We start from the raw sequence: 25,867 nt of genomic DNA, 5'->3' as shown, positions 1-25,867 counted from the left end.
GCGCCGACAATTCACCTCACCTGGTCTGTGCACAACCGGCTGGCGGGCTAGCCCACGGATTCGCCATAGTGTGCCCGCAAGCTCGCCAGCACAGCACTTTTCGTGCGATCAAGCTCGTGGGCGGTGGCGACGATGGTTGCGATCTCGCGCTGCTTGGCGAGCCGGAAATTCTGAAACTCACGCGCCCCCAGCGGGGTATCGAGGGCGAGCGAATCCTGGCCTGCCACAGCGCCATCGATCTCAGCACCGATCGCATCCAGCCGACGGACACTGTCGCGCATTACCGTGTGCGCACGGGTGAGCGCCTCCACCAGCGCACGGTCGGCCTCCCCGAGCACGTCGTGTTGGCGCGCCAGCTCGGCTTGCCGCGCCCGGATCGCAGCTAGCGCGGATCCGGCCTGCTCAGACCTGGGTTCGCCGCCGTTCATAGCGGCCGCCGGATTTGCACATGGCTACCCAATGGGCTGATCCGCACCGAGGCGCCCGCGTGCGGCGCCTCGACAACCAGATTGTTGCCGATCGCCAGCTGCACATGGCCCGGATGCGGGAAGACCAGATCGCCGGGCCGTATCTGCGAGCGCGACACCACGATCCCGTCGTTGATCTGCTGGTAGGTGGTGCGGTCCACGTGCACGCCCGCCTGCGCGTAGGCCCATTGGACCAGCCCGGAGCAGTCGAACCGGTCCGGGCCGGTGGCCCCCCAAACGTAGGGGCGGCCCAGCCGCGACAACGCCGCTCGCACCGCGATTCCGGCGCGCCCGCTGATCGGCGACAGCCGCTGCCTCGACCCATGGTGGTGCAGCATCCGGTACCGCCGCAGGCGCAAGGCGGCCAACCGGCGCCGCGCCCGTCGGTGCGCCCACAGAACATGCGCGCGTTGGGCACGCAGCCGGCCCACCCGGCGACGGATGGCCTCACGCTGGGCCAACGGGGTCACCGGCGGTGCCACACAATCGGCCCGAGCCTGGGTCACGACGTTGCCGGTCGACTCCCGGGCCTGCTCGCGATCCCGGTGCGCATCGGCAATCACCGCGGCAACCACCGCATCGGTTCTTGTCGCAGCCGCTAGGACTTCCCGGCCACGTGCCGCCCGGAACCTATAGCGGGGTTGATCCGTCGCGGGGTTGGGCGGGGTGGCGCGCCACAGCGGCTCCGCACCCGGTTGGGGGTGCACGTCCGGCATCCGGTGGTCGCCAGTGCCGACGAACATCTGATGGGCGCGAAGCAACGCATCGACTTCGGTGGGAATCATCGTTGCCCCTCGCCGTCGTCGTATCCCGGACCCTGCTGTTCAGAGGACTCCGTGGATCCATCGACGAAGGCGCGAATCCGGGGGAGCGCTTCGGGCATCATCAGGGCTCCGGCGTTGTTGATTAGCAGGCTTGTGAGCCGGGGAATTGTGGATTGAGGAGGTCTAGGCGGCGGTTGGCGGTCAAAGCGGTGATCCGGCAGGCTTCGGCGATGTTGTCGACGCCGTTGAGGCGGTGCAGATTGATCGCGGCGTTGCGTAGCGTTGCTAGGACCTGTGCGCCGTTTCCGGTATGTGCCCTTTGACGGTCTTCGTCGAAGGTGACGTCGCGCATCCAGTGCAGGCTGTTCTCGATTCCCCAGTGTTGACGCATCCAGGCCATGATCGCGGTAGGGCGGGCGTGCTCGAACGGCAGGCTGCAGATGGCATAGACCACCTCCACGCTGCGCTGGTCGATGGCGGTGATCAAGCGTTCACGAGTGATCCGGATGATTTGTTTTGCGTAGGGGAAGCCGATTCCTCGTGCAGCGGTGATGATTTGCAGGGTGCGGGTCTCGACACGGCCGTGGCCGCGGGAGTCGTCGGTAGCGGCTGCGGGCACCTCGGCCCAGGGCAGCGCGGTGATACGCGCAAGTATTTTGGCTTGGTTGGACTTGACGATCATCAGGTAGTGCGACTTCAAGGTGGCGCAGATCAACTTCGCGGTGACGACCTGGGTATGCATCGCATCCACGGTGACCAGCCACCGCAAGCTACCCGGCAGCAGCGTGAGCAGGGCACGTACGCAGGGAATTTCATTGCTTTTCTCGGCGACAGCGAGTTGACCGAGCACCAATCGGGCACGGTGGGCGAACACCGACACGAGATGCGTGGCTGTCGCTTTGGCGCGTAAAGCACCACGCAGCATCTTGCCGTCCAACGCGATCGGCACCAATCCACTGGGGTCGCTGCTGGCCACGTGTGCAGTGAAGTAACTGCCCATCCTGGCGTTGAGGTCGGCGGGGTCTAGCCGAGACAAAACAGCGCGGAAGGTCTTCTCACTGGGCCGCCGGAACCGGACCCCTAATTGGGCCAACACATCATCGGGAGCGGTGGCCGCCCATGTGGCAAAACCAGCATAGCCGCGCATCCCCGCGGCAGTGGCCAGAACCGCGATCGCCAACAAAGCCATCAGCGAATACCTCCGACCGCGTGGGTCCCTCGGGTCTGGCACCGAGGCCAACACATCGAGAAACTCCGATCCGATGAGCTCGCTGCGCTCACCAGGACTCCAGCGGTCGAACACCTCTGGAACCGACGACACAGGCAATACTGAAACGGTAGGCACGGGCAACTCCAGACCAACGACGAACAGTAACCAACTCGATCGTTCTCCAGATAGCCCGTGCCTACACTCCGGCCCCAATAGCGCGGCACCAAAGATCATCAACCCAGCCCACAAGCCTGCTAATCAACAACGCCGGAGCCCTGCGGGCGGGATGACCCCCCTGTTGCGGATATCCCACAGTTCGTCACTATCGACACCGATCAGTGCCGCGATGACCGCGTCCGGTAACTGCGATAGCGCGCACGCCCGGTCGAAGTGCGCACTCAAGCTCGCCGGCATCCGCTCGAGCAGGGCGGTGCGCGTTGCCTCCAGCGCCTGCAGGTGCTCCATGAGTCGGGCGCTGGACTCCGAGCCGGCGTTGACCGCCACCCGCCATGAGCTGGCGGCCAGCATCTCGGCCTTCACGCACTGAGCGACCACAGAGAGAATATACGTCTCATATTCGTTTGATGTGCTCGCCGGCAATCTATCGATGACCGACCTGAGGGCATCCAGCTGGGCTTCGGCGTATCCCTCCAGCACATCGGTGTCACTGTGGCGGTCGACCACCACCACGCCGGGGCGGCGAGGCGAGGCCGTCTCGGTCGGCCGGGCAGCGAGCAGCCGGGCTAGCTCCGCCTCCGGATCGGCGGCGACCAGCAACCGCGAGTAGGTGCCCGGCGGCAAACCGAGGCCGTTTTCTACCTTCTGAACTGTGCCTTTGTGCGGCTTGCGGGCGCCTCGTTCCAGATAGCTGAGGCCCATGATGCTGACACCGGTCGCGGCCGCGAGGTCGGCCAGTGACCAATCGTGTGACTCACGCAAGGCACGGATAGCCGCACCGGCCGATTCACGTCTCACCGCTAGCTCCGGCCATAGGCGGGATATTACACAGACCGGTACGACACCCTGTTATATACGTTTTTGTCACGCTTCTCTTGCCAGGATCGCGCATCTGCCTGCGCCGGTGCCCGCTGGCCCAGCAACGTCTGTGTGCCGAACGGGCCGTCAAGCACCGGGAGGAGTACGGGGTGTGGGCTGGGGTCAAGCTGCCCGGGGGCCAGTACCGCAAGCGTGGACAGCTGGCTGAGGCTCATGACGTCTTGCGCCGAATCGCGGCGGGGGAGATCAATGCCCGACAGCTCCCGGAAAACACCGCCCTGCTGGCGCGCAACGAACGCGATGCCGTCCCCGTGACCGCGGTGGTGTGGCATTTGCCGGTCACACAGGTGGGCCCCCAAACAGCGGCCTAGCCCCACCGGTGGGGCCGCGTCGTGATCACGCGCTACCTGGGGCGGCCCGGTCGCCAAACCGGCGTAGGGTCGCGGTAGCTCGCCCGAGCACACCCGCGACGAAGGGTGCACCAAATGAGCAACCTGGAGACCGCACCAGCGGAGGTAGCCTGCTGCGCCGCACACGGTGCCGGTATCGAGGTGCTGCATCCGCGGGAAGTGCCGCTGGGTGGGCCGCGTGCAATCCGGGTGCAACGCACGCTTCCGCAGCGGCAACGTTCGCTGATAGGCGCCTGGTGTTTCGTCGACCACTATGGCCCGGTCTCGGCGCACATGGATGTGGCGCCCCACCCGCACACCGGACTGCAGACGGTCAGCTGGCTGTTCAGTGGGGAAGTGGAGCACCGGGACAGCGCGGGGGTCCATGCCCGGATCCGCCCCGGCGAGCTGAACCTGATGACCGCGGACGCGGGCATCTGTCACTCCGAGGTGTCGGTGGGTAGCGGCGTGCTACATGGCGCCCAACTGTGGGTGGCCCTGCCCGATTCCGCCCGCGACACCGGGCGCGACTTTGCTCACTACGCGCCGGCACCGGCGGTGCTCCCCGGTGCGCGAGCGCGGGTGTTCATCGGCGAGCTGGCGGGCGTGCGGTCGCCGGTACATACCTTCACGCCGCTACTTGGCGCCCAGCTCGACCTGGACGTCCATGCCGAGCTGGATATCGAAGTCGACCCGACATTCGAACACGGGGTGCTGTGCGATGTCGGGGATCTCGAATTGGCTGGGACCGCGCTGGCGGCAGGCGATCTGGGCTACCAGGGCCCGGACAACACCACCGTGCACGTGCGCAACGTCGGGGCACAGCCGGCGCGACTACTGCTGTTGGGCGGCACACCGTTTGCCGAAGAATTGGTGATGTGGTGGAACTTCGTCGGGCGCAACCACGACGAGATCGTGAGCTATCGCCAACTGTGGCAGGACGCCGACGCGCGCTTCGGTGAGGTTGTCGGCTACCAGGGTTCGGTCACCCGACTGCCCGCCCCGCCCCTGCCCACCACCCGGCTGCTGCCCAGACCGCTACCGAACCGAAAGGACCATCGATGACTGCCGACAAGACCGGCGCGCAGACCACCATCACCGCCGAGGCGGGCAAGTACACGATCGCGATCGAAGGACAAACCGTCGGACTCGCCACCTACATCGACCGCGGCGATCAGCGCGTCTTCGACCACACCGAAGTCGATCCGGCGTTCGGCGGACGGGGCCTGGCGACCATCCTCGTGGAGGAAGCCCTGCAAGACGCACGAGCCGCGGGCAAGCGCATCGTCCCGGTGTGCTCCATGGTCGTTACGGTCCTCGACAAGCATCCCGAATACGACGCGATCACCGACCCCGTTTAACGGGACAGCTCAGGCGTCCTCGATGTTGGGGCGCGGGCGAATTGCGTCCCCACCGGAGAATGGGCGATGCAGCTGCTGATGCCCATAGACACCCTCGGTGTAGGCCGTCTCCGCGTGCTGGCTGAAGTCGACACCGCTGACCTCTTCCTCGCGGCTTACCCGGAACCCCATCAACCGCTCGATCAGCGCGGCCAACAAATAGCTCACCGTGAACGCGTAGAGCGCCACCACCACCATCGTCAATGCCTGCTTGCCGAGCTGGCCCAGCCCACCGCCGTAGAACAGACCCCGCGCGCCGTCGGTCATCACCGCGGTGGCCAGCAACCCGATCAGCAGGACGCCCACCACACCACCGATGAAGTGCACACCCACCACGTCGAGCGAGTCGTCGTAGTTGAGTTTGAACTTCACCGTGATCGCGAACGCGCAGACGATCCCGGCCGCCAACCCGACCAGGGCCGCACCCAGGGTGTTCACCGTGCCACACGACGGCGTGATCGCCACCAGACCCGCCACCACGCCCGAGGCGGCACCGAACGTGGTCGGCTTGCCGTCGCGGATCTGCTCGACTGCCAGCCAGCCCAGCATCCCCAGGCACCCGGCGACCAGGGTGTTGAGGAAGATCGCCGAGGCCAGCCCATTGGCCGCCAACGCCGAACCGGCATTGAACCCAAACCAGCCGAACCACAGCAGTCCCACACCCAGCAGCACGAACGGCAGATTGTGCGGGCGCATCGGATCAACCTTGAACCCGATGCGTGGGCCCAGCACCAGCGCCAGGGCAAGGGCCGAGGAACCCGAGACGATCTCGACGACCAGCCCGCCCGCGTAGTCGAGCACTCCCATCTTCGCCAGCCAGCCGCTGGGCGCCCACACCCAGTGCGCCACAACCGAGTACACCGCGATCGACCAGACGGGTACGAAAACCATCCAGGCCGCGAACTTGGCCCGATCCGCGATAGCACCGCTGACCAGGGCGGCGGTGATGATCGCAAAGCTCAGCTGAAAGGTCGCGAACAGCAACTCGGGAACCGACCCATGGACCGTCGCCGGACCGATACCGCGCATTCCGGCATGCGTCAGCCCGCCCACCAGCCCACCGGGGAAGCCAGGCGCCGCGCCGTCGGAGAACGCCAAGCTGTAACCGGCCAGCAACCACGCCACCGTGACCAGCGGTATGGAGATGAAGCTCATCATGATCATGTTGAGCACGCCGGTGGTGCGCACCATGCCGCCGTAGAAGATCGCCAGCCCGGGCGTCATCAGCAGCACGAGTGCGGTGCTGGCCAGCAGCCACGCGGTAGCGGCGGGATCGATATCCAACTCGGCACTCCTTCGATAGTCAGCAGCCACGAGAATATCGGCGCGATGTTTCCGATAGACGCTAGACGGCGGATCTCGGCATAGTCAGCCGCCGCAAACCGAGCCCCGGCCGCGGTGCAATATCCGTGTATGACGTCGTTCCTGTGGGACCAGCACACGTGTCTGCCGCTACAGACCGACACCTCGGTCGAACCGCTGATCCGGTACCACGGTCACGACATGGCGGTGTTGGTATCGGTCAACGCCGGGTATTCGCCGCACAGCTTCCGCGACACGACGGCGCTGCTGGATCACTACCGCGCCGCGCTCAGCGCCCACCCCGATCTGGAGCTGGCCGCCGGCGTCGGCGATGTCACCACCATCACCCGCGGCGGGCGCATCGCGGTGGTCTTCGACCTGGAGGACTCCCGCCCCCTCGACGACAACCTCGACAACCTGGCGACCCTGGCCGACCTCGGGGTGCGCATGCTGCTGCCGACCTACAACCACGCCAATCGTGCAGGCAGCGGTTGTCTGGACACCACCGATCCCGGCCTGACCGGCTGGGGACGCGCGATCGTCGCCGAGATGAACGACGTGGGCATCGTGCCCGACGGGTCGCACTGCAGCACCCGCACCGGACTGGACATGTGTGAGGTCTCCACCGGTCCGGTGGTCTACAGCCACTCCTGCATGCGCGCGGTGTGGGATCACCCGCGCAACATCACCGACGACCAAGCACGACCCTGCGCGGCCACCGGTGGGGTCATCGGAATCACCGGGGTCGGCATTTTCCTGGGACCCAATACGCCCACCCTCGACGCCATGACACGACACCTGGAATACGCCGTCGCTCTGGTGGGCATCGACCACGTCGGTATCAGCAGCGACTTCTCCTTCGATCTCGCCGACTTCTACGACGAGCTGGCCCGCAACCCGGACCTATTCGATGAGAGCTACACCCGCTGGGGACCGATCCAGTGGATGGCGCCCGAAACGCTGCTCACACTCGGTGCGCACCTCGTCGACCGGGGCTGGGCCGACGATCACATCAACGCGGTGCTCGGCGCCAACTTCTATCGAGTGGCGCAACGCGTCTGGCCCACCTGACAACCCCGCCACGATTGTTCCGGCGACCACACTGATACTCGCACAATTGATTGGTCGACATCTCACCCTCCGGTCCGGATCCGGAAATGGCGTCCGCTCGACTATTCGATCCAACCGTGTTTTCGGGCAAATCCCTCGAATGCCGCCCGGATGCGCACAATCTGCTCACCCGTAATTGAAGGCGTCGCCTCCAAGAGGATCTCGGTGGCCGCTTCCTTGAATTCCTGGGCCGAGAAGACATCGAAATACTCATCGGTGTCCGAGGCAGCGGCCTTGCTCCCAGCACCGGTCCTGCCGGACCCTTCCGAAGTGATCAGCACTGCCGTGGCGAACTTGCCGCGAGGACCGTCCTCGATATCAAAGGAAACCCGCGTACCGCGTTTTGCCAAAAGCCGATCGAAATCCAAGTCATTGGCATGCAGGAAAACGTCCTCGCCACCGGAATCGGGAGCAATAAACCCATAACCACGAACATCGTCAAAACGAACAATCCGCCCTGTACCCCTCATCGAATACCCCGTTCAACTCACTCACGAATGAATACAAACATATATCCAGAGTAATTCACCGAGTCAAGTAATCTCGCCAACGAACCCGTCCTCACCGTGCTCTGGACACCGGAAGACCGCCAGCGACCCAGCGGATCCGCAACCGTACCAGCGTAGATCCCTCCCGCCTGGAACCCGAGCACGCGAGCCGTCGCGCCGCACCCATCCGGCCGGGATTTGCCGCATCGGACTCGCGATGGGGTGCCGATCTGGTTAGGTTGAATAACGACATCACGTCCAGCACGCGCTACATCCCCATTATGGAGGCCGCTACCGAGTTCATGGGTTTATACGATTTCGTAGTCGATCGGTGGTCAGTGCTGTGGTTTCTGGCCTACCAGCACATCAGCCTGGTAGGACAGACGCTGATCCTGGCGACGGCGATAGCCCTGATTCTCGGTGTTCTCATCTACAACTCACCGCTGGGCGTGGCCGCCGGGAACGCGGTGACCGCGGTCGGGTTGACGATTCCGTCCTACGCCCTGCTCGGTGTGCTCGTCGGGATCGTCGGCCTCGGCGTTCTGCCGTCGGTGATCATGCTGACCTTCTTTGGCGTGTTCCCCATTCTGCGCAACGTTGTGGTGGGACTGACCGGCGTCGACAAAGGCTTGGTGGAGTCGGCCCGGGGGATGGGAATGAGCCGACTGACCACGCTGGTGCGTCTGGAATTGCCGCTGGCGTGGCCGGTGATCATGACCGGTGTGCGGGTGTCCACCCAGATGCTGATGGGCATCGCGGCCATCGTGGCCTTCGCGCTCGGTCCGGGTCTGGGTGGCTACATCTTCACGGGCATCTCCCGAATGGGTGGCGCCAACGCGACCAACTCGATCGTCGCCGCCACCATCGGCATCCTGATCCTGGCGGTCATTCTCGACACGGTGCTCAACGTCATTGCGCGTCTCACCACCCCGAGAGGAATACGTGCCTGAAGCCGCATCCGCTGATCAACCGACCACGTCCGACGCTCCCCAGAGCAGCGGACTCCGGATTCTGCTGGATGGGGTGACCAAGCGGTACGGCGTGCGCTCCACACCCGCGGTCGACAACGTCACCTTGGAGATCGGCGCGGGCGAGATCGTCATGTTGGTAGGCCCTTCGGGTTGTGGAAAGACCACGACGATGAAGATGATCAACCGGCTGATCGAGCCCACCAGCGGGCGGATCTTCATCGGCGATGACGATGTCACCCGCCGCAACCCCGATGAACTTCGACGCCACATCGGTTACGTGGTCCAGGGCGCGGGACTGTTCCTGCACCTGACGGTGGGTGACAACATCGGCATCGTTCCCCGCCTACTCAAGTGGGACAAGAACCGGGTTGCCGCCCGTATCGACGAACTGCTCGACCTGGTCAACCTCGACCCGGCCCAGTACCGCGACCGGTTCCCCCGCGAACTCTCCGGGGGCCAGCAGCAGCGCGTCGGTGTCGCTCGCGCCCTGGCCGCCGACCCGCCGGTGCTGTTGATGGACGAGCCGTTCGGTGCGGTCGACCCGATCACCCGCCAACGACTACAGGACGAGTTCTTGCGGCTGCAGGAAGAGCTGCACAAGACCATCGTCTTCGTCACCCACGACTTCGGCGAGGCCGTCAAGCTGGGTGACCGGATCGCCATCCTGACCACCGGCTCCAAGGTCGTCCAATACGACACCCCGGAACGGATCCTCGCCGAACCCGCCAACGACTTCGTCCGCGGCTTCGTCGGCGCCGGCGCTATCCTCATGCAGCTCAGCCTGACCCGGGTGCGCGACATCGACCTGCACGAGGCCGTCGTTGCGCAGGCCGGCGGCGACCCCGCCGAAGCCGTTGAACTGGCCGGATCCCTCGACCGGGCGCATGCCATCGTGCTTGACCGGCAGAATCGGCCGCTGCGCTGGCTGCCCCTCGAGGAGCTGGCCAAACCCCAAGCACTGGCCCAGGTGACCCGCGATGACGACCTGGAGTGCGTCAACCTAGCATCGACCCTCAACGACGCGTTAGACGTAATGCTGACCTCGTCACACGGGGTCGTGGTCGTCACCGGCCGACGCAATACCTACCAGGGCGCCATTAGAGTCGAGACGATCATGGAGGCAATCGCCGACATACGCGGTGCAGCGAACTCTGAGGAGCCCGACACGTGAGCGTGGCCGGCAGCGACATCAACGTCGAAGGTGCCGTCAAGGGCGGCGCCGAGGGCCAACCCACGGTCCCGACGACGCCAGGTCGGCCGAGTTTCGGGCGGTGGGCGCTGCAGCCACTCACGTGTGCCTTCGCGGTGGCCGGAGCGCTGGCCTATGTGACGGTGGCCGATGTGTCCGAGTCGGAGCGCCGCTCGCTGAGCGTGTCGCATCTGTTGCAGCTGCTGCGCGAACACCTGGTGATCAGCCTGTCGGCCACGGTGCTCACGTGTGTGGTGGCGATTCCGGTGGGAATCGCATTGACGCGAGGGCCGATGCGGCGTTATTCGAAGCCGATCATCACCGTCGCCAGTTTCGGTCAGGCCGCGCCGGCTATCGGCCTGATCGCGCTGGGGGCGGTCGTGTTCGGGATCGGTCAGCTCGGCGCGATCGTTGCCCTCATCGTCTACGGCGCGATCCCATCATCGCCAACACCGTCACCGGACTCGACGGCGTGGATCGCCGGATCGTCGAAGCCGCCCGGGGAATGGGTTTGTCGGCGTTCTCGACGCTGCGTCGTGTCGAACTGCCGTTGTCGCTACCGGTCATCGTCGCCGGCGTTCGGACAGCCTTGGTGCTGATTGTCGGGACGGCGGCGCTGGCGTCGTTCACCGGCGGCGGGGGATTGGGGCAGCTGATCACCACCGGCATCAAGCTGCAGCAGCCGGTGACCCTGATCGTCGGCGCCAATCTGGTGGCGGCACTGGCGTTGTTCATCGACTGGCTGGCTCGCCTCATCGAGATGGTGGCCGCACCGAGGGGACTGTGAATCACATGCTCGCAACGGTCCACCGATGGAGTAAATGTCGGCGCGCGCGACGGCTGGCGTTCGCGGCGCTGGCGGTGCTGTACGTGGGCCTGGTGGCCAGCTGCGGGCTGCGCTCGGCGACCGGTGCGGTGCTGGAAGCCAAACCCGTCCTCATCCGCCACTATCAGTCCCTGGAGGGCGTGCCCATCACCGTCGCGGCCAAGGACTTCACCGAGCAGCTGATCCTCGGCAATATGCTCTCGATCGTCCTGCATGCCGCGGGCGCTAGGGTCACCAACCTCCGCAACACGCCCGGCAGCTTCGGGGTCCGGCGGGCGTTGCTCACCGGCGAGGCGAACATCGCACCGGAGTACACCGGTACCGGCTGGATCAACTACCTCCGCCATGAGAACCCGATCAAGGGCGCAAAGCAGCAATGGGAAGCCGTCAACGCCGCCGATCAGGTCACGGCCTGACCTGGTTGCCGCCGGCGCCGATGAACAACACCTATACGTTGGCCATCCGCGAGTCCGAGGCCGAACGACTCGGGGTGACCAAGCTCTCCGACCTCAAGAGGCTGCCCCGCTCCGCGCTCACGTTCTGTATCGAAAGCGAATTCGCAAGCCGCAATGACGGTTTCGTGCCGATGCTGCACGCCTACGGGCTTGATCTCGAGGATCTGGCGAAGATCACCACGTTGGACACCGGGGTCGTCTACAGCGCCACGGCACAAGGGGAATGCAATTTCGGCGAAGTGTTCACCACCGACGGCCGGATCCCCGCGCTGCATCTGCGTCTGCTCGAAGACGACAAGCACTTCTTCCCGCTGTACAACCTCACCGAAGTTGTCGATACCTCGCTGATCAATGATCACCCGGAACTTCGGGAGATCTTTGCGCAGCTCAATCCGAGGCTCACCAACGACACGATGAGGGAATTGAACGCCCAGGTGGACAACAATGGCCGGGACCCGGCCATCGTTGCCAAAGACTGGCTGCTGCAACAGAAGCTGCTCAGCTAGCGGCCTGGGTCAGACGTCCGGTCTCACCCGCCCGCAGCGACGACGAGGGTCAATTCGTTTCCGCTGCGCTCCACCTGCATGCCGGCCCTGCGGGCGACCGCAGCGACCGCGGCCGGATCGGTGGGCTCGGCCCGCGTGCTCGCCAGAATGCGGGCCAGCCGACCCTTGTATGCCTTGTTGAAATGGGTGACCACGGTCCGTCGGCCGTCGGGATGCTCGGCGAGGACCTTGACGTGGATCGCGCCGGATGTTGGTCCCAGCGCTACATAGGAGCCGGAGCGCAGATCGACGATCAGGTCTTGGGCCGCCAACTCCGCGAGCAACGGCTCCAGCAGGGGCTTCCACCGGGCGGCCAGGGTGGGTTTCGCCGGGAGCTTGGAAGTAGCGGAAAGCCGGTAGGCGGGCACCTGATCGTCGGCGCGCAACAGCCCGAACAATGCCGAACCAATGGCCAGCCGAGCGCGGGCGCGCTTTGCCTCGGCGCCGCGCAGCGAATCGACATCCAACGCGTCGTAGAGGACACCGGTGTAGCGGCGCAGCGCCGGCAGCGTCGGCGCGGTACGCAGCGCGGCGTTGCGCTCGATCTCGGCATCCTGGGACGGCGAGACCCCCAGGGCCGTTCTGCACGCCGGCGGGTCGGCCGCGAGATCAACGAGTTCGCCGACCAGCGCGGCCCGCAGTGCACCCAGTCCCGGGTTGGCGAGTTTTTCGAGTCGCAGTGGGGGGCCATCACCCCCACCCCGCTTGGTCTCCGACGGCGGTAGCAGCACAATCACGGGTGCAGACGATAGTCGGCCGTGGTTTCGCCGGATTGGTGCACGCGGTGTTCGCGGCGATCGGGGGGCTTGCCGGAACCGGCAGTCCGCCCAACCCGCCCAGGTAGGCGAGTCTTCGTCGGCCTGGTAGCCACCGGCCGCTAGTCTGCTGAGTGGCCGTCATCGGCAAACGAAGGGCCTACAAAGTGCGCGTCGAGTCAGCAACGTTTTTGATTGTCGGCGGCTCATCCGGAATCGGTCGCAGCGTCGCGGAGCGGGCTGCGCGCCGGGGCGCCACTGTGGCGGTGACGGCCCGACGTACCGACCGGCTGGCCAGCCTCGCCGCGACCATCGCGGAGATGGGTGGCAGCTGTTCGATCCACCCGGCCGATGCCACCGATCCGGTTGCCGCACAGTCGGTTGTCGCCGACGTACTAGAGCGCCACGGCAAGATCGACGTGGTGTTGCTCAATGCCGGCGGCGCTCCTGCCCTTGATCTGACCCGGCTTGACGCTGCTGACATCACAAGCGTCATGGACGCCAACTACGACGTCGCGGTCAACTACCTCGTTCCGGTGTTGCGGCACATGGCTGAGCGCGGGACGGGCGTGATCGCACACACCAACTCGTTGGCCGGTTGGTACGCCGTACCGCTGCAGGGGCCTTACTCGGCGGCGAAGGCCGCATTGAGCGTGCTGTTCGACGCCTATCGGATTGAGTATGCCGGCAGCGGTGTGCGATTTGTGTCGATCTATCCGGGATTCGTTGCCACGGAGGCCACCGAGGGCGACGGAATGCCCGCACCCGGCGAAATCTCTGAACAGGAAGCTGCAGAGCACGTTCTACGCGCACTATCTTCTGGCCGAGAGTCCTATTCGTTCCCGCGTGCCATGAGCACACTTGTCGGTCTGGGTCGGTTGCTTCCGACAACGCTGCGCCGCAAAGTGATCAAGAAGGTCGTCACCTCGGCGTAAGGACCGCGACCGCAGTCGTTGGAATCGAGCTGGCTCGGTTTGCGACAACCGGTCTTGGACACACCGCACCCGGATGTCTTTCTTTCCGACAGGATCTGCTCACCCCCAGGCGATTTCAGCTCTCCGGAACCCGCGGTATGCACCACGCCGGGCGGCACGGGACACCGTGCGAGAGGACCGGATAGCCGTCGAGAAACTGCACGTCTGCCGACGCCACGTCACGCCTAGCCCGTCGCTTCCTCGCCTTCGCGGTCGAAGCCCCACCGGATCGCCGCGGACAGGTTCGACACGTAGTTGGCTTCCAGATTGTCGTCGTGCTGGCGTTGTATCCAGGACGGGTGCTTCACGTGGAAAATGTACGGAACACCCTTGGGGAGTCGCCCGCGCGGAATCTCAAAGAGCTCCTCGCAAATCCGCGCGCTCGGATAGAAGAACGTCAGCACCCGTTCCGCATCGCGACCTAAGGCAACCACCAGCCGCGGCCGGACGATCTCGAGTTCGCGGTGCAGATACGGCGAGCAATTGACAATCTCATGCTGATGCGACGAGCGGTTCTTCGGCGGGTGGCAGTGCACCGCGTTGCTGATGAAGACATCCTCTTTTTCCCGACCCGCGCGCTGGATGCTCTCGTCGATCAGCTCGCCGCTGCCACCGGTGAACGGGACCTGGCTCTCCATGCACTTCTCGCACAGGCTCTGCCCGATCAGCGCGACCGGTGAGCTCACGCAGCCGTAGCCGGGCGCCGACATGGTGGCGGGCGCGATGTTCATGCCCTCGCAGCGCCGGCAGCCCGCGATCTCAGCGTCGAGAGCGATCTTGCGCAGCCGTCGCGAGGCAGATGAGTCATAGTCCTCGGTCACGCTCGGACCCACGGTTGGAGTGTAGATACTTCCGGGGGCACGCCCCGCCTAATTGAGCCGCGGCGAGCAACAACGTCCAGCCGGGCCGCTCGGGCAGGCAAGTCGCATACCCCGCAACGGCTGAAAAAGCGGATCCGACGACGACAGTCCCCACCCATGGGCGCCCGCCGCAGCCACCCCCACAAACCACAAAGGTCACGTCCTCTTTCGAGGCCGTGACCTTTGTGTCTACGGTTCATAGAACCGCTCGCTGTGGGCGAAGGGGGACTTGAACCCCCACGTCCCGAAGGACACTGGCACCTGAAGCCAGCGCGTCTGCCATTCCGCCACTCGCCCAAACGACCGGAGGACCATATCACTTTAGTAGGCCCGAACCCCAACCGCTGCCAGCGGGGTGGGGCCGGGGGTCGGCCCCGGGAACCCCCGCCGAGCCGCAGTTCGACCCCAGCGGCCCTGGTACACGGACCAACTTCTGGGTCTCTGAAGTGTCTCGATGTGATTCTCAGGGTTCTCACGGTGCCCCAGGGTCACGGTGTCCCGATAGCATGGTCTGTTGACCACGACCCGCGGGTGAGTCGTTTGCCTTGCGCCAACGATGGACCACAACACAGTGAGGCGAGCGCTGAAGAGATGGGTAGCCAGAAAGGGCTAGTTCAGCGCATCGAGCGCAAACTCGAGTCGACGGTGGGGGACGCATTTGCCCGGATGTTCGGCGGATCGATCGTCCCGCAAGAGGTCGAAGCCCTGTTGCGACGGGAAGCGGCCGACGGCGTGCGCTCCCTGCCGGGAAATCGCCTTTTGGCCCCCAACGAATACATCATTACCCTCAGTGTGCACGACGCTGAGGAATTGGGCGCCGATCCACACCTCACGTCGAGCGAATTTGCTCGGTACTTGGCAGACTACATCCATGAACAGGGGTGGCAAACTTATGGTGATGTGATCGTCCGGTTCGAGCAGTCATCGAGCCTGCATACTGGCCAGTTCCGCGCCCGCGGGGCTGTTAACCCCGACGTCGAGCCCCGCCCGACAGTCAACGATTCCGCCCAGCCACAATCGAACGATGCGTTTGGCGCAGAACCAGGAGTACCACCAATGACTGACAACTCGAGCTACCGCGGCGGTCAGGGGCAGGGGCGGCCCGACGAGTACTACGACGAGCGTTACGCCCGTCCGCAAGAAGACCCGCGCGGCGGTCCGCACGGCGGACCCGACCCACGTGGTGGATACCCGCCGGAGGCCGCGGGTTACCCGCCTCAGCCCGGGTACCCGCCGCCACGCCCGCAAGACCAGGGCGGCTACCCGGAACAGGGCGGCTACCCCGAGCAGGGCGGCTACCCCGACCAGCGCGGCTACCAAGACCAGCGCGGCTACCCCGACCAGCGCGGCTACCAGGACCAGCGCGGTTACCCCGACCAGCGCGGTTACCCCGAGCAGGGTGGCTACCCGCCGTCATATGAGCAGTGTCCGCCCGCGCCCGGAGGTTACGGCGCCCAGGGCTACGACCAGGGTTACCGCCAGGGTGGCGGCTACGGCCAGCCGCCGGGCGGTCAGCCCGGATACGGGGGCTACGGCGAATACGGCCGCGAGCCCGCACGCCAGGACGAGGGCGCCTATTCAGCGCCCGCGGCTCCGTCGGCACCCCCTGAGGCGCAGCGCCCGGGCTACCCCGACCAGGGTGGCGGCTACGACCAGGGCTACCAGCAGGGCGGCGCCGGGTACGGCCGGCCCGAGTATGGCCAGGGCGACTACACCCAATACGCCGACACGTCCTCCCCGGGCGGCTACCCGCCGCAGGGCGCCGGATACGCCGACCCGGCCGGTCGCGACTACGAGTACGGCCAAGCGGCGGCCCCCGACTACGGTCAGGCCCCATCCGACTACGGTCAGGCGCCGCCCGAGTACGGCCAGCCAGCCGGCGGCGGTTACGGCGGTTACGGACAGAGCGGCTACGGGGCTGCCGGATCTTCGGTGATCCTCCAGCTCGACGATGGCAGCGGACGCACGTACCAGCTCCGCGACGGGTCCAACATCATCGGCCGCGGGCAGGACGCGCAGTTCCGGTTGCCCGACACCGGGGTGTCACGTCGCCATCTGGAGATCCGCTGGGATGGACAGGTTGCGCTGCTGGCGGACCTGAACTCGACGAACGGCACCACCGTCAACAACGCGCCCGTGCAGGAGTGGCAGTTGGCCGACGGCGATGTGATTCGCTTGGGCCATTCCGAGATAATCGTCCGCATCCACTGACCCTCTGGGCTCACAGCTGCCGTGCTTTACTCCGCACCGACCGCCGTCCAAGTATCGTGACCTTGCTGATGTGCTCGGCACCGGCGTGGGGTGGGCAGTGCAAGGACGGATGCCAGGACGGAAAGGACGCCAGATGCAGGGGTTAGTACTGCAACTGACGCGTGCCGGTTTTTTGATGCTGCTGTGGCTTTTCATCTGGTCGGTGTTGCGGATCCTGCGGACCGATATCTACGCACCGACCGGTGCCGTCATGGTGCGCCGCGGTCTGGCGTTGCGCGGGACGCTCTTACCGTCGCGGCGGCGCGGGCAGTCGGCACGCTATCTCGTAGTGACCGAGGGGGCGCTGACCGGCGCCCGCATAACTTTGAGTGGACAGCCGGTATTGATTGGACGCGCGGACGACTCGACCCTGGTGTTGACTGACGACTACGCCTCGACGCGCCACGCCAGGCTTTCCCAACGAGGATCGGAGTGGTACGTCGAGGACTTAGGATCGACCAACGGTACTTACCTTGACAGGGCGAAGGTGACGACTGCGGTACGAGTTCCCATGGGAACGCCGGTGCGAATCGGCAAGACGGCAATCGAGTTGCGCCCGTGACCCTAGTCTTGCGCTACGCCGCCCGCAGTGATCGCGGCCTGGTACGCGCCAATAACGAGGACTCCGTGTACGCCGGGGCACGCCTGTTGGCGCTGGCCGACGGCATGGGCGGCCACGCCGCCGGGGAAGTGGCATCCCAGTTGGTCATCGCCGCGCTGGCACATCTGGACGACGATGAGCCCGGCGGCGACCTGCTGGCCAAGCTGGATGCCGCGGTGCGCTCCGGCAACTCGGCTATCGCCGCCCAAGTCGAGATGGAACCCGAGCTCGAAGGCATGGGGACCACACTCACCGCGATCCTGTTTGCCGGTAACCGACTGGGGCTGGTGCACATCGGTGACTCCCGCGGCTACCTGCTGCGCGACGGTGAGCTGACCCAGATCACCAAGGACGACACGTTTGTCCAGACGCTGGTGGACGAGGGGCGGATCACCGCGGAGGAGGCGCACAGCCACCCGCAGCGTTCGCTGATCATGCGTGCGCTGACCGGTCATGAGGTCGAGCCGACGTTGACCATGCGAGAAGCTCGCGCCGGCGACCGCTATCTGCTGTGCTCGGACGGCCTGTCGGATCCGGTGAGCGACGAAACCATCCATGAAGCGCTGCAGATTCCCGACGTCGCCGAAAGCGCCTACCGTCTCATCGAGCTGGCCCTGCGCGGGGGCGGTCCCGACAACGTCACGGTCGTGGTGGCCGACGTCGTCGACTACGAATACGGACAAACCCAGCCGATCCTGGCCGGCGCGGTCTCCGGTGATGACGACCAGCTGACCCTGCCCAACACCGCCGCAGGACGGGCTTCGGCGATAACCGCCCGCAAAGAGGCGGTCAAGCGGGTTCCGCCGCAAGTCGAGACCGTTCACCGGCCTCGCTGGTCATGGCGACGGATGGCACTGGTCGCCACGCTGGTGGTGCTGCTGGTGGTGGCGGGCCTGTTCATCAGCCGTGCGGTGATCCGCAACAACTATTACGTCGCCGAATTCAACGGCACCGTATCGATCATGCGGGGCATTCAGGGGTCGTTTCTCGGCATGTCCCTGCACGAGCCGTATCTCATGGGCTGTCTGAACGCACGCAACGAGCTGTCCCAAATCAGCTATCAGCAATCCGGCGAGCATCTCGACTGCAATCTGATGAAGTTGGACGACCTGCGCCCACCCGAACGCGCACAGGTGCAGGCCGGCCTTCCCGCCGGCTCGCTCGACAACGCGATCGGGCAGTTGCGCGAGTTGGCCGCCAACTCGCTGCTGCCACCCTGCCCCGCGCCGCGCGCCACCTCGCCGCCGGAATCATCTGCCCCGAGCACCGCCAGCGAGACACCCGGACAGCCCAGCGTCACCTCCTCACCAGCGTCGACGACCACCCCGACTCCCTCGGCCAGCACCACGCCGACCACGACTTCCGGAAGTACGGCAGCTACCAGCACCCCGCCCGCGGGTACCTCGCCGGCGGCCCCGACGTCACCTACTCCGACGTCGACGACGAGTTCGCCGAACGTGACCGCACTCCCGCCACCCCCACCGCAGCCGGGCATTGACTGCCGGGCGGCGGCATGACGACCCAGCTGCAGCCACCGGTAACGGTGACGCCCCCGTTGCCGACCCGACGAAACGCCGAACTGCTGCTGTTGTGCTTCGCCGCGGTGATCACCATCGCTGCGCTATTCATCGTGGAAGCCAATCAAGACCGGGCCATCCATTGGGACCTAGCCAGCTACGGGCTGGCCTTCCTCACCCTGTTCGGCTTCGCGCACCTGGCGATCAGACGCTTCGCGCCGTTCACCGATCCGCTGCTGCTGCCGGTGGTGGCGCTGCTCAACGGACTGGGCCTGGTGATGATCCACCGGCTCGACCTCGTCGACAAGCAGATCGGCCACCGCGCACATCCCAGCGCAAACCAACAGATGCTGTGGACTCTGGTCGGGGTGGCGTCGTTTGCGCTGGTGGTGACGTTTCTCAAGGACCATCGCCAGCTGGCGCGCTATGGCTACACCTGTGGTCTGGCGGGTCTGGTGTTGCTGGCGATCCCCGCGGTACTGCCCGCGGCCTTGTCTGAGGAAAACGGCTCCAAGATCTGGATTCGGTTGCCCGGCTTCTCCATCCAGCCCGCCGAGTTCTCCAAGATTCTGCTGCTGATCTTCTTTTCGGCGGTGTTGGTGGCCAAGCGCGGACTGTTCACCAGCGCCGGCAAGCACCTGATGGGCATGACCCTGCCGCGCCCGCGCGACCTCGCGCCGCTGCTGGCGGCCTGGGTGGCCTCGGTCGGTGTGATGGTCTTCGAAAAGGACCTCGGCACCTCGCTGCTGTTGTACGCGTCATTCCTGGTGGTGCTTTACCTGGCCACGCAACGGTTCAGTTGGGTCATCATCGGGCTGACGCTGTTCACCGCCGGAAGCGTGGTCGCCTACTTCGTTTTCCACCATGTCCGCGTCCGGGTGCAGAACTGGCTCGACCCGTTCGCCGATCCCGACGGCACCGGCTACCAAATGGTGCAAGCCCTGTTCAGCTTCGCGACCGGCGGCATCTTCGGTACCGGTCTGGGCAACGGACAGCCCGATACCGTGCCCGCGGCGTCGACCGACTTCATCATCGCCGCGTTCGGGGAAGAGCTCGGGCTGGTGGGGCTGGCCGCCATCTTGATGCTCTACACCATCGTCATCATCCGCGGACTGCGTACGGCGATCGCCACCCGCGACAGCTTCGGCAAGCTCTTGGCCGCCGGTCTGGCATCAACGCTGGCCATCCAGCTGTTCATCGTCGTCGGCGGCGTCACCAAGCTCATCCCGCTGACCGGGTTGACCACACCATGGATGTCCTACGGCGGGTCGTCGCTGCTGGCCAACTACGTGCTGCTGGCCATCCTGGCGCGAATCTCCCACGGTGCCCGACGACCATTGCGCACCCGCCCTCGAAATACGTCGTCCATCGCGGCGGCCGGCACAGAGGTGATCGAGCGGGTATGAACGCCTCTCTGCGCCGAATCTCGGTGACCGTGATGGCGTTGATCGTGCTACTACTGCTCAACGCCACGATGACCCCGGTCTTCACCGCCGACGGGTTACGAGCCGATCCCCGCAACCAGCGGGTGCTCCTCGACGAGTACTCCCGCCAGCGCGGCCAGATCACCGCCGGCGGCCAGCTGCTGGCCTACTCGGTGGCCACCGACAGCCGGTTCCGTTTCCTGCGGGTTTATCCCAACCCAGAGGTGTACGCGCCGGTAACGGGCTTCTACTCGCTGCGCTATTCCAGCACCGGCCTGGAGCGCGCCGAGGATCCGCTCCTCAACGGATCCGACCAGCGCCTGTTCGGTCGCCGGCTGGCCGACTTCTTCACCGGCCGCGACCCCCGTGGCGGCAACGTCGACACCACGATCAACCCGCGCATCCAGCAGGCCGGGTGGGACGCCATGCAGCAGGGCTGCGGCGGGCCCTGCAAGGGCGCCGTCGTCGCGCTGGAACCGTCGACCGGCAAGATCTTGGCGCTGGTCTCTTCGCCGTCGTATGACCCCAACCTGCTGGCGTCGCACGATCCGGAGGCACAGGCCGAAGCCTGGAAGGATTTGCGCGACGATCCCAGCTCCCCGCTGACCAATCGGGCAATTTCGGAAACGTATCCGCCCGGCTCGACCTTCAAGGTGATCACCACCGCCGCCGCATTGCAGGCCGGGGCCACCGAGAACGACCAGCTGACCGCCGCCGCCAACATTCCGCTGCCCGACAGCACGGCGACCCTGGAGAACTACGGCGGTGCCCCGTGTGGCAGTGGGCAGACCGTGTCGCTTCGCGAGGCGTTCGCCAAGTCCTGCAACACCGCGTTTGTGCAGTTGGGCATCTCGACCGGCGCGGCGGCTCTGCGCAGCATGGCACATGCCTTCGGGCTGGACACCCCACCGAGCGCGATACCCCTGCAGGTGGCCGAGTCCACGGTCGGACCCATCCCGGACGCCGCCGCACTGGGCATGTCGAGCATCGGACAAAAGGACGTCGCGCTCACACCGCTGCAAAACGCGCAGATTGCCGCGACCATCGCCAACGGCGGCGTCGTGATGCGGCCCTACCTGGTCGACAGCCTCAAAGGGCCCGACCTGGCCAATATCAGCACCACCGCACCACATCAGCAGCGCCGCGCGGTGTCACCGCAGGTCGCCGCTAAGCTAACAGAGCTGATGGTCGGCGCCGAGCAAGTCGCACAGCAGAAAGGGGCCATCCCCGGCGTGCAGATCGCATCCAAGACGGGTACCGCAGAGCACGGCACCGATCCCCGTCATACCCCACCTCACGCGTGGTATATCGCGTTTGCCCCCGCACAGGCTCCCAAAGTTGCTGTCGCGGTGCTGGTGGAAAATGGGGCCGATCGCCTTTCTGCGACCGGCGGCGCGCTCGCGGCCCCGATCGGGCGGGCCGTGATCGAGGCCGCGCTTCAGGGGGAACCATGAGCCCAATAGTTGGTATGACGCTGTCTGGCAGGTATCGCCTGCAGCGGCTCATCGCCACCGGTGGCATGGGCCAGGTCTGGGAAGCGGTCGACAGCCGGTTGGGCCGGCGCGTCGCGGTCAAGGTCCTCAAACAGGAATTCTCGTCGGACCCCGAGTTCATCGAGCGGTTCCGCGCCGAGGCACGCACCACCGCGATGCTCAACCATCCCGGCATCGCCGCCGTGCACGACTACGGCGAAAGCCAGATGAACGGTGAGGGCCGCACCGCCTACCTGGTGATGGAGCTGGTCAACGGCGAACCGCTGAACTCCGTGCTCAAACGCACCGGGCGGCTATCGCTGCGGCACGCGCTGGACATGCTCGAGCAGACCGGGCGGGCTCTGCAGGTCGCCCACGCGGCCGGCCTGGTGCACCGCGACGTCAAGCCGGGCAACATCCTGATCACCCCCACCGGGCAGGTCAAGATCACCGACTTCGGTATCGCCAAGGCCGTCGATGCGGCACCGGTGACCCAGACCGGCATGGTGATGGGCACCGCCCAGTACATCGCGCCCGAGCAGGCGCTCGGCCAGGATGCCAGCCCGTCCAGCGACGTCTACTCGTTGGGAGTGGTTGGCTACGAAGCGGTTTCGGGTAAACGTCCGTTCACCGGCGACGGAGCTCTGACGGTGGCGATGAAGCACATCAAAGAGCCGCCGCCGCCGCTGCCGGCCGAACTCCCGCCGAATGTGCGCGAGCTGATCGAGATCACGCTGGTCAAGAACCCCGGCCTGCGGTACCGCAGTGGGGGACCCTTCGCCGACGCCGTCGCCGCGGTGCGCGCCGGCCGGCGCCCGCCCCGACCCAGCCAGTCACCGCCCGCCGGCCGGGCTGCCCCGGCAGCCATCCCGTCGAGCGCACCGGCGCGGATCGCGCCCGCGCCCACCACCCGGACGACCACGCCGCGCCGAACCCGGCCCGCGACGGGCGGACACCGGCCGCCACCGGCCCGGCGTACCTTCTCCTCGGGGCAGCGCGCGTTGCTGTGGGCCGCCGGGGTGTTGGGCGCACTGGCGATCATCATCGCGGTGCTCATCGTCATCAATTCGCGGGCCGACAGCCAGCAACAGTCACCGCCGCCGACCGTCACCCAGACCACAACGGCTCACCAAACGCCGACCGGTCAGGGGCCGCGCCTTAATTGGACGGATGGTCAATCAATAGGGAATCCTGGACTGCAAAGTAACCAGCCTGACCTGGTCGACGATGCGGGCCGAAATCGCCCGATAGGGAACCGGGACAGCGCAACCAGCTGGAATGTCACGGTGACGCCGCAGCATCGTGCGGCGCTGGCCCGATTTGAGATGCAGCGATGACCACCCCTCAGCACCTGTCCGACCGCTACGAACTGGGCGACATCCTCGGTTTCGGAGGTATGTCGGAGGTACACCTCGCCCGCGACCTGCGGCTACACCGCGACGTCGCGGTCAAGGTGCTGCGCGCTGACCTGGCTCGCGATCCCAGCTTCTATCTGCGCTTCCGGCGGGAGGCGCAAAACGCCGCCGCGCTCAATCACCCGGCGATTGTCGCGGTGTATGACACCGGCGAAGCCGAGACGCCGTCCGGACCGTTGCCCTACATCGTCATGGAGTACGTGAACGGGGTCACCCTCCGTGACATCGTGCACACCGACGGCCCGATGGCCCCGACGCGCGCCATCGAGATCATCGCGGACGCGTGCCAGGCACTGAACTTCAGCCATCAAAACGGCATCATTCACCGCGACGTCAAGCCGGCAAACATCATGATCAGCACCACCAATGCGGTCAAGGTGATGGACTTCGGCATCGCGCGCGCGATCGCCGACAGCGGCAACAGCGTCACCCAGACCGCGGCGGTCATCGGCACCGCGCAGTACCTGTCGCCCGAGCAGGCCCGCGGCGATTCGGTCGACGCACGATCTGACGTCTACTCGTTGGGATGCGTGCTCTACGAGATCCTGACCGGCGAGCCACCGTTCACCGGCGATTCCCCGGTCGCGGTCGCCTACCAGCATGTTCGGGAAGACCCCATCCCGCCGTCGGAACGCCACGAAGGGATTTCCGCCGAGCTGGATGCGGTGGTGCTCAAGGCCCTGGCCAAGAACCCGGACAACCGCTACCAGACCGCCGCGGAGATGCGCGCCGACCTGGTGCGGGTGCACAACGGCGAAGCGCCCGAGGCACCTAAAGTGCTGACCGGCGCCGAGCGGCGCTCCCTGACGGCGTCCTCACCGTCCAGCCCGGCCGCGCCACGCACCGACCCGCTGCCTCGCCAGACACTCGATAACACCGACCGGGACCGCAGCACGCCCTCGGTCGGCCGCTGGGTGGCCGTGGTGGCCGTGGTGGCCGTACTGACGATCGTCGTCGCCATCGCCATCAACACGTTCGGCGGCAACACCCGCAACGTGCAAGTTCCCAATGTGCGGGGCCAAGCATCGGCGGATGCCATCGCTGCGCTGCAAAACCGTGGCTTCAAGACCCGCACCCTGCTCAAGCCGGACTCGACGATCCCACCCGACCACGTCATCGGTACCGACCCGGCCGCCAACGCCTCGGTGTCGGCCGGCGACCAGATCACCATCAACGTCTCCACCGGTCCCGAGCAGCGCGAGCTCCCCGACGTCTCCTCGATGACCTACGCCGAGGCCGTCAAGAAGCTGACCGCGGCGGGATTCGGCAGGTTCAAAGAGGCCAAGTCGCCCTCGACCCCCGAGCTGATGGGCAAGGTCATCGGAACCAACCCGCCGGCCAACCAGACGTCGGCGATCACCAACGTCATCACGATCATCGTCGGCTCTGGCCCCGCGACCAAGCAGATTCCCGACGTCGCGGGCCAAAGTGTTGAGGAAGCCGAACAGAACCTCAACGTTTACGGGTTCACCAAGTTCAGTCAGGCATCGGTGGATAGCCCCAAGCCTGCCGGCAGCGTCATCGCCACCAATCCGCCGGCGGGCACCACGGTGCCGATCGATTCGGTGATCGATCTACAGGTGTCCAAGGGCAATCAGTTCGTCATGCCCGACCTGTCCGGCATGTTCTGGACCGACGCCGAGCCGCGGTTGCGCGCGCTGGGCTGGACGGGATCACTGGACAAGGGGCCCGACGTGGACGCCGGCGGTTCCCAGCACAACCGGGTCGTGTATCAGAATCCGCCCGCCGGTGCCGGGGTGAACCGCGACGGCATTGTCACGCTAAAGTTCGGTCAGTAGTTCCGGCCTCCACCGGCAGGTGCGGTCGGATCGCGCTGGCGACCTCGTTTTCCAAACGTCGCACCAGCGTGTCGTCGCGCGCCCATCCGCAGTAGGCCAGCCAGTTGGCCAGCATCCGGTGCCCGCCCTCGGTCAGGATCGACTCGGGGTGGAACTGGACACCGTGAATCGGCAGCTCGGTGTGGCGAACTCCCATGATCACTCCGCTGCGGGTGTGCGCCGTGGCTTCCAGCTCGGCCGGCAGCGAGTCCGGCAGGATGGTCAGCGAGTGATAGCGGGTTGCCGTGAACGGGTCGGGAAGTCCTTGTAGGACGCCAACATTTGTGTGATAGACGCTGCTGGTCTTACCGTGCAGCAGCTCGGGCGCCCGATCGACGGTCGCCCCGAAGGCAACCCCGATGGCCTGGTGGCCCAGGCATACCCCCAACAGTGGCGTGCGCGCCTCCGCACACGCCCGGACCAAACTCACCGATGCACCGGCTCGTTCCGGAGTGCCCGGGCCCGGGCTGAGCAGCACCCCATCGAATTGCGCCGCGATGGCGGCCTCGTCGCAGAGCCGCGGGTCGTCGTTTCGCCACACCTCGGCCCGCACACCCAACTGGCCCAGGTACTGGACCAGGTTGAACACGAAGCTGTCGTAGTTGTCGACGACCAGGATGGGCATCGTGACAGGTTACCGTCCGGCCCG

General features: G+C 65.9%; 22 protein-coding genes, 1 tRNA gene and 3 pseudogenes. 16 read left to right on the top strand and 10 right to left on the bottom strand.

All coding sequences use genetic code 11. The annotated features are described in order from the left end of the window. Positions 1–47 precede the first annotated feature (47 nt). The 4 genes from SHTP_RS00210 to SHTP_RS00195 all read right to left on the bottom strand — a co-directional run bounded on the left by SHTP_RS00210 (position 48) and on the right by SHTP_RS00195 (position 3,416). Positions 48–428, bottom strand: a complete 381-nt coding sequence (locus SHTP_RS00210) for a DUF4226 domain-containing protein (protein ID WP_096369432.1) — start codon at positions 426–428, stop codon at positions 48–50. Beyond that, positions 425–1,252, bottom strand: coding sequence for a C40 family peptidase (locus tag SHTP_RS00205; RefSeq protein WP_096369431.1), 828 nt, complete (start codon positions 1,250–1,252; stop codon positions 425–427). The genes SHTP_RS00210 and SHTP_RS00205 overlap by 4 nt, the downstream gene beginning before the upstream one ends. Before the next feature lie 121 nt (positions 1,253–1,373). After that, positions 1,374–2,576 carry an ISAs1-like element IS2404/ISMul1 family transposase gene (locus SHTP_RS00200; protein WP_420873061.1) on the bottom strand — a complete coding sequence of 401 codons (1,203 nt, stop codon included), beginning with the start codon at positions 2,574–2,576 and terminating at the stop codon, positions 1,374–1,376. A 123-nt stretch (positions 2,577–2,699) separates the two neighbouring features. Then, on the bottom strand, positions 2,700–3,416 hold the full coding sequence (locus SHTP_RS00195; RefSeq protein WP_096369429.1) for a helix-turn-helix domain-containing protein: 717 nt from the start codon (positions 3,414–3,416) through the stop codon (positions 2,700–2,702). Positions 3,417–3,511: 95 nt separating this feature from the next. On the opposite strand from SHTP_RS00195, the pseudogene SHTP_RS00190 reads away from it, so the two are divergent. The 3 genes and pseudogenes from SHTP_RS00190 to SHTP_RS00180 form a co-directional block, all read left to right on the top strand. After that, positions 3,512–3,808, top strand: a pseudogene (locus SHTP_RS00190) (WhiB family transcriptional regulator); the annotation flags it as partial. Between the two features lie 114 nt (positions 3,809–3,922). Continuing rightward, positions 3,923–4,891, top strand: coding sequence for a pirin family protein (locus SHTP_RS00185; RefSeq protein WP_096372237.1), 969 nt, complete (start codon positions 3,923–3,925; stop codon positions 4,889–4,891). Then, entirely contained in the window at positions 4,888–5,187 is a 300-nt protein-coding gene (locus tag SHTP_RS00180; protein ID WP_096369428.1) for a GNAT family N-acetyltransferase, read from the top strand. The genes SHTP_RS00185 and SHTP_RS00180 overlap by 4 nt, the downstream gene beginning before the upstream one ends. 9 nt (positions 5,188–5,196) lie before the next feature. Here the strand turns inward: SHTP_RS00180 and SHTP_RS00175 are convergent, their stop codons facing one another. Further along, the gene (locus tag SHTP_RS00175; RefSeq protein ID WP_096369427.1) at positions 5,197–6,510 is read right to left on the bottom strand and encodes an ammonium transporter; all 1,314 of its coding nucleotides are present in this window, start codon (positions 6,508–6,510) and stop codon (positions 5,197–5,199) included. A gap of 129 nt (positions 6,511–6,639) precedes the next feature. Here SHTP_RS00175 and SHTP_RS00170 point away from each other — a divergent pair, with 129 nt between their 5' ends. Further along, positions 6,640–7,599, top strand: coding sequence for a dipeptidase (locus SHTP_RS00170; protein WP_096369426.1), 960 nt, complete (start codon positions 6,640–6,642; stop codon positions 7,597–7,599). 101 nt (positions 7,600–7,700) lie between these two features. On the opposite strand, the gene SHTP_RS00165 is transcribed toward SHTP_RS00170, so the two are convergent. Continuing rightward, a complete protein-coding gene (locus SHTP_RS00165) occupies positions 7,701–8,108 on the bottom strand; it encodes a cold-shock protein (protein ID WP_011738435.1) in 408 nt (135 codons plus the stop codon). A 320-nt stretch (positions 8,109–8,428) separates the two neighbouring features. On the opposite strand from SHTP_RS00165, the gene SHTP_RS00160 reads away from it, so the two are divergent. The 4 genes and pseudogenes from SHTP_RS00160 (at position 8,429) to SHTP_RS00145 (ending at position 12,073) form a co-directional block, all read left to right on the top strand. Continuing rightward, complete coding sequence (locus SHTP_RS00160; RefSeq protein WP_096372236.1) at positions 8,429–9,076, top strand: ABC transporter permease; 648 nt, start codon at positions 8,429–8,431, stop codon at positions 9,074–9,076. Then, on the top strand, positions 9,069–10,268 hold the full coding sequence (locus SHTP_RS00155) for an ABC transporter ATP-binding protein (RefSeq protein WP_096369425.1): 1,200 nt from the start codon (positions 9,069–9,071) through the stop codon (positions 10,266–10,268). The genes SHTP_RS00160 and SHTP_RS00155 overlap by 8 nt, the downstream gene beginning before the upstream one ends. A 107-nt stretch (positions 10,269–10,375) precedes the next feature. Then, positions 10,376–11,073: pseudogene (locus SHTP_RS00150) on the top strand (ABC transporter permease). A 5-nt stretch (positions 11,074–11,078) separates the two neighbouring features. Then, positions 11,079–12,073, top strand: a pseudogene (locus SHTP_RS00145) (glycine betaine ABC transporter substrate-binding protein). Between the two features lie 23 nt (positions 12,074–12,096). On the opposite strand, the gene yaaA reads toward SHTP_RS00145, so the two are convergent. After that, positions 12,097–12,849 carry a peroxide stress protein YaaA gene (yaaA, locus tag SHTP_RS00140; RefSeq protein ID WP_096369424.1) on the bottom strand — a complete coding sequence of 251 codons (753 nt, stop codon included), beginning with the start codon at positions 12,847–12,849 and terminating at the stop codon, positions 12,097–12,099. 152 nt (positions 12,850–13,001) lie between these two features. Here yaaA and SHTP_RS00135 point away from each other — a divergent pair, with 152 nt between their 5' ends. Beyond that, positions 13,002–13,802: an SDR family NAD(P)-dependent oxidoreductase gene (locus SHTP_RS00135; RefSeq protein ID WP_096369423.1), complete on the top strand. Its 801-nt coding sequence runs from the start codon at positions 13,002–13,004 to the stop codon at positions 13,800–13,802. 224 nt (positions 13,803–14,026) lie between these two features. Here the strand turns inward: SHTP_RS00135 and SHTP_RS00130 are convergent, their stop codons facing one another. Together SHTP_RS00130 and SHTP_RS00125 are read right to left on the bottom strand one after the other, a co-directional pair. Beyond that, positions 14,027–14,662: a uracil-DNA glycosylase gene (locus tag SHTP_RS00130; RefSeq protein ID WP_231991235.1), complete on the bottom strand. Its 636-nt coding sequence runs from the start codon at positions 14,660–14,662 to the stop codon at positions 14,027–14,029. Between the two features lie 253 nt (positions 14,663–14,915). Beyond that, positions 14,916–14,998 (bottom strand) — tRNA-Leu (locus tag SHTP_RS00125). Between the two features lie 294 nt (positions 14,999–15,292). On the opposite strand from SHTP_RS00125, the gene SHTP_RS00120 reads away from it, so the two are divergent. From SHTP_RS00120 to pknB, 7 genes are all read left to right on the top strand, one after another. Next, complete coding sequence (locus SHTP_RS00120) at positions 15,293–16,912, top strand: FHA domain-containing protein (protein ID WP_096369421.1); 1,620 nt, start codon at positions 15,293–15,295, stop codon at positions 16,910–16,912. A gap of 133 nt (positions 16,913–17,045) precedes the next feature. Further along, positions 17,046–17,513 (top strand): FHA domain-containing protein FhaB/FipA, encoded by a 468-nt coding sequence (locus SHTP_RS00115; RefSeq protein ID WP_015353896.1) that lies wholly within the window; start codon positions 17,046–17,048, stop codon positions 17,511–17,513. After that, complete coding sequence (locus tag SHTP_RS00110; protein WP_096369420.1) at positions 17,510–19,069, top strand: PP2C family protein-serine/threonine phosphatase; 1,560 nt, start codon at positions 17,510–17,512, stop codon at positions 19,067–19,069. The genes SHTP_RS00115 and SHTP_RS00110 overlap by 4 nt, the downstream gene beginning before the upstream one ends. Then, complete coding sequence (locus SHTP_RS00105; protein ID WP_012392026.1) at positions 19,066–20,475, top strand: FtsW/RodA/SpoVE family cell cycle protein; 1,410 nt, start codon at positions 19,066–19,068, stop codon at positions 20,473–20,475. Before SHTP_RS00110 ends, SHTP_RS00105 begins: the two co-directional genes overlap by 4 nt. After that, entirely contained in the window at positions 20,472–21,947 is a 1,476-nt protein-coding gene (pbpA, locus tag SHTP_RS00100) for a D,D-transpeptidase PbpA (RefSeq protein ID WP_096369419.1), read from the top strand. The genes SHTP_RS00105 and pbpA overlap by 4 nt, the downstream gene beginning before the upstream one ends. Next, positions 21,944–23,302: a serine/threonine-protein kinase gene (locus SHTP_RS00095; RefSeq protein ID WP_096369418.1), complete on the top strand. Its 1,359-nt coding sequence runs from the start codon at positions 21,944–21,946 to the stop codon at positions 23,300–23,302. Before pbpA ends, SHTP_RS00095 begins: the two co-directional genes overlap by 4 nt. After that, the gene (pknB, locus tag SHTP_RS00090) at positions 23,299–25,179 is read left to right on the top strand and encodes a Stk1 family PASTA domain-containing Ser/Thr kinase (protein ID WP_096369417.1); all 1,881 of its coding nucleotides are present in this window, start codon (positions 23,299–23,301) and stop codon (positions 25,177–25,179) included. Before SHTP_RS00095 ends, pknB begins: the two co-directional genes overlap by 4 nt. Here pknB and SHTP_RS00085 read toward each other — a convergent pair. Further along, complete coding sequence (locus tag SHTP_RS00085) at positions 25,157–25,843, bottom strand: aminodeoxychorismate/anthranilate synthase component II (protein WP_096369416.1); 687 nt, start codon at positions 25,841–25,843, stop codon at positions 25,157–25,159. The genes pknB and SHTP_RS00085 overlap by 23 nt on opposite strands. Between the last annotated feature and the right edge of the window lie 24 nt (positions 25,844–25,867).

This window comes from Mycobacterium ulcerans subsp. shinshuense (genome assembly GCF_002355775.1).
Lineage (GTDB): Bacteria > Actinomycetota > Actinomycetes > Mycobacteriales > Mycobacteriaceae > Mycobacterium > Mycobacterium marinum.
The sequence above is the reverse complement of the archived record's forward strand: the minus strand, read 5'-3'. Positions and strand labels throughout refer to the sequence as shown.